This is a genomic window from Terriglobus sp. YAF25 (assembly GCF_052113305.1).
In the GTDB taxonomy this organism is placed as follows: domain Bacteria; phylum Acidobacteriota; class Terriglobia; order Terriglobales; family Acidobacteriaceae; genus Terriglobus.
Genome location: NZ_JBFRCY010000396.1, coordinates 1 through 4238, shown reverse-complemented (window position 1 = coordinate 4238; position 4238 = coordinate 1). Strand labels below are relative to the sequence as shown.

The following is a 4238-nucleotide window of genomic DNA, read 5'->3' as shown; positions in this document are numbered from 1 at the left end:
GGATGAAACAGGTCCTTCGCCTGCGGCTCAGGATGACAATCCGCGCGAGCTACGCGCTTTCGGTTAGCACGGTCTTAACGCTTTAACTTTTAACTTTCAACTTTTAACTCTTCACCCCAAACCCATACACCGTCTCCGACTCGAAGACCTCTCCCGACCGAAGCACGACCGATGGGAAGTGGGCATGGTTTGGCGAATCGGGAAAGTGCTGTGTCTCAAAGCAGAAGCCGGTCCGGAAGGTATAGACCTTGCCGAAGCGGCCGACCAGCACACCCTTAAGATTGTTGCCCGAATAGAACTGGACTCCCGGCTGTGTCGTCGTCACAGTGAGCGTGCGTCCGCTCTCGGGCTCGTGTGCCTGTGCCGCCACGCGCATCGTCCCCGGAGTTCCGTTCAGCACCCAGGTATGGTCGTAACCCTTAGCAAACTTCAACTGTTCGAACTCCGCATCGGCGCGGTCTGCAATTGCATACTCGGTGCGGAAGTCCATTGGTGTTCCTTCGACCGGAGCCAGTTCGCCCGTCGGAATCGACGTCGCATCCGTCGGTACAAACGCATCCGCGTTGATGACGATGCGTGTGTTGGTAATGTCGCCGCGGTCGTCGCCACGCAGATTCCAGTAAGCGTGATTGGTGAGATTGACCACGGTCGTCTTATCGCTGGTCGCGCGATAGTGGATATGCAGATCGCTTCCCTTCAGGGTGTAAGTCACCGTGACCGTCATCGTCCCCGGAAAGCCCATGTCGCCATCCGCCGAGACCAGCGAGAGCTCAACGCCATGCGGCACCTCCTTCGCCGTCCACAGCTTCTTGTCGAAGCCCTGCGGTCCACCATGGAGTGCATTCTGCCCGTTGTTCTGGGGAATCTGGAATGTCTGACCGTCGAGATTAAACCGGCCGCCGGCGATGCGGTTCGCGACCCGTCCAACCGTAGCGCCGAAGAACGCCGTATCGTGCAGCCACTCTTCCAGCGTGTCGTAGCCCAACGAGATGTGAGCCATCTCGCCATTACGGTCCTTCGTCTTCACGCTGACCAGGCGGCCGCCCCAGCTCATCACACGAGCCTCAACCTGCTCGCTCTTCAGCGTGAAGATCTCTACCTGTGATCCGTCCGGCAACGTGCCGAAGACAGCCTTGCTCACTACAACCTCTCCACCCATCCCTAAACCTCATCCTTTTTCGGTTCGATTCTCTACGCGAACATCCCTAGACTCTAGAGCATTGTTCCTGTTGCTGGGTATCCCGGGAGGAGCGTGCAGCGGCGTTTTCATTGCAGAAAACGCCCATTAGAGCATTTCTCCTAATGGAGTAGAGCGGAGTTTTGGCTGTTGGTGCCCTTTTCCGCGAAGAAAACGGCATTCGCAGATTTTTCCAAAGCTACTGTATTAGGAGAAATGCTCTAGATACACCGGCCCTGCGCTACACCTACAGGAAAAATGCTCTACCTCCCACTGTCGACTTCAGGGAATCCCGTCTGTTTCCAGCGACTTCCGTCTTAGATTTCGTTGTAACTTCGAACGATTTCCGTAAAACGGGCTCCAAACTCCTTGCCACCCCTCATCCCCGTCAACTATGCTCTGACCGGAGGGCCATACTGGTCTGACCAAAAATCCTCTTGGAGACCATCGCATGGCTGCCGTGACTCGCCCATCGAACTCGTCCAACCTTCGTTGGGTTGTCTGCTTCCTTCTCTTCCTTGCGACCACAATCAACTACATGGACCGTTCGGTCTTTTCGTTGATTGAACCCGTCCTGCACGGTGTCTCCTTCATGGGTTGGAACCCCGCGGCCGATAAGTTCCATCAGCCCGTCTTCGACAACAACTTCGGCAATGTCGTCATCTTCTTTCAGATCGCCTACGGCATCGGCCTGCTGATCTCCGGACGCGTTGTGGACCGGCTCGGCACCAAGGCCGGCTACGCCATAGCGATTGCCGTATGGGGTCTGGCCTCGATGAGCCACTCCCTGGTGACCTCGGTCGTTGGTTTCTACATTGCGCGCGTCTGCCTGGGTCTGGGCGAAGCCGGTAACTTCCCTGCGGCCATTAAGGCCACCTCCGAGTGGTTCCCCTCGGAAGAGCGCGCTCTGGCAACGGGCATCTTTAACTCCGGCACTAACTTCTCCTCCCTGGTTGCCCCGCTGTTGGTCTCTGCTGTGACCGCGCGTTTTGGCTGGCGCTATGCCTTCGTCGCTACCGGATCCATGGGCGTGGGCTGGCTTGTACTGTGGCTGCTGTTCCCCTATGGCCGCCTGCGACCTTCGCAGGACACGCTGACGCAGCAGTATGTTGCACTGCCCGCGGAGAAGCAGGGCTTCCTCTCTATTCTGTTCACGCGGCGCGCCTGGGCCTTTGCTCTCGGTAAGGGACTTACCGATGGCGTCTGGTGGTTCTATCTCTTCTATCTGCCGCAGTTCCTCAACCGGAACTATGGGCTCGATCTGCGCGCGCAGTACTGGTTCCTGGTCACGGTCTATCTGTTCTCGTCGGTGGGCTCCATCTTTGGCGGTGCGCTCTCGGGCATTCTGATGAAGCGCGGGTTCTCCATCAACGCCGGCCGAAAGACGGCCATGCTCTCCATGGCCATCTCCGTCATTCCGATCGTCTTTGTGCCACACGCCGGCTCACTGTTCGCCAACAATCCATGGCCGGCCACTGCGCTCTTCGCTCTGGCTGCGGCTGCGCACCAGGGCTGGTCCGCCAATCTCTTCTCCACCACCGGCGACATGTTCCCTTCGAGCGCTATCTCGACCGTCGTCGGCTTCGGAGGCGCGATGGGCGCACTGGGCGGCGCCGTCTTTACCGCTGTGGTCAAGAAGAACCTCTCGCTGCACCCGACGCTAATCTTCACCATGGCCGGCACTGTGTACCTTCTGGCCCTCGTGATCATTCATCTGCTGGTGCCTCGGATGGGACGCCCGCTCGAAGCCACCGAATAGGTTGAACCAGTTCGACCATTCCCCGGACCAAAGTGGTATGCTTCGATCGACCGCAAGGACTTGAATAGAACCATGCCGACGAAGACATCCAACAACCGCACTGCGGCGAAACCACACTCGCAGCTCACCATGCAGGTGGTGGAGCACGTCCGTTCCCTGATCGCGCGTGGCGAGCTGCGCCCCGGCGATCGCCTGCCGCCTGAGCGCGAACTGGCGAAGAAGCTGGATATCTCCCGCTCTTCGCTCCGTGCCGGCATCGGATTTCTATCGGCTATGGGTGTGTTGAAGTCGCGGCACGGCGCCGGCACCTTCGTCTCCGACGGCCCTCCAGCCCTGGACCGCAACTCACTCAATGTCCTGGGAGCGCTGCACGGCTTCCTGCCCTGGCAGATGTTCGAGGCACGCCTTGTGCTGGAAGCGGACCTCGCCGCACTTGCAGCCGAGCGCGCCACTGACGAGCACATCGCGGCCCTCGCCGAAGAGGTCGCCGAGATGTACGCCTCTCTGGAGCAGCCGCAGGAGTACCTGATCCACGACGTACGATTTCACCGCACCATCGCTGTGGCCGCGGGAAACCCCATCCTGGCCACGCTGATGGAGACCATCACTGCGGCCCTGTATGACGTCCGTTCGAAGACTGTGGCACAGTCAACCGACCGCAAGGAGTCAGCGGAGATGCACCGCGCCATCTATCGTGCGATCCGCGCGCGTAATCCGGAAGGAGCACGCGATGCCATGCGTGAGCACCTCTATCGCGCCCGCGCCTCACAGGATATGGAAGTGCCTACCAGTGCCACCGAAGGCGCGGCCAAGCCGGGATCGAACTAAGACAGATCGGCCAATTCGTTTTGTTTGTCAGGAATTTTGGGGTGTTTCTAGCCCACCCTAGCGTTGCGAGGGTTCACCCCAGCGAACGAAGTTCACTGGGGACCCCGAGGTGGGGCACCCGGGCAGAGAAAACGAGAGAAAAAGCAGATTTCTCCGCTACGCTCCGAAATGACAAACAAAGAGTGTCATGCCACTAGACTAAGCGCTGAAGGCGCGTTCCATACCAGCCTGGGCAACGCCCCAGGTACGGAGGTTGGGGAATGCTAAGAGGGCTGAAGGCCCGATCTATAATCCCGAATCGCCGCATGCCACAGTCTCTAAACGAAACAGTTGTGAACCGTTGTATCCCCATCAAAAGCGATGCGGGTGGATTGAAGGCTGCTCWAYARSGCGGGCCTTCAGAGTCTGTGTGAGTACTTGCTTTTCGGGGTTATTTATACGAGAAGAGAGTATGTCACGGTATTTGCCCTATTC

The 4238-nt window shown here is 58.6% G+C and carries 3 protein-coding genes; 2 read left to right on the top strand and 1 reads right to left on the bottom strand.

Annotated features, from left to right (window positions below; genetic code table 11):
• Window positions 1–103 precede the first annotated feature (103 nt).
• A complete protein-coding gene (locus AB4043_RS16470; RefSeq protein WP_442303066.1) occupies window positions 104–1141 on the bottom strand; it encodes an aldose epimerase family protein in 1038 nt (345 codons plus the stop codon).
• A gap of 487 nt (window positions 1142–1628) precedes the next feature.
• Between AB4043_RS16470 and AB4043_RS16465 the strand changes: the two genes are divergently transcribed.
• Both AB4043_RS16465 and AB4043_RS16460 read left to right on the top strand, forming a co-directional pair.
• A complete protein-coding gene (locus tag AB4043_RS16465; RefSeq protein ID WP_442303067.1) occupies window positions 1629–2936 on the top strand; it encodes an MFS transporter in 1308 nt (435 codons plus the stop codon).
• A gap of 72 nt (window positions 2937–3008) precedes the next feature.
• Window positions 3009–3764: a FadR/GntR family transcriptional regulator gene (locus tag AB4043_RS16460; RefSeq protein ID WP_442303068.1), complete on the top strand. Its 756-nt coding sequence runs from the start codon at window positions 3009–3011 to the stop codon at window positions 3762–3764.
• Window positions 3765–4238 lie beyond the last annotated feature (474 nt).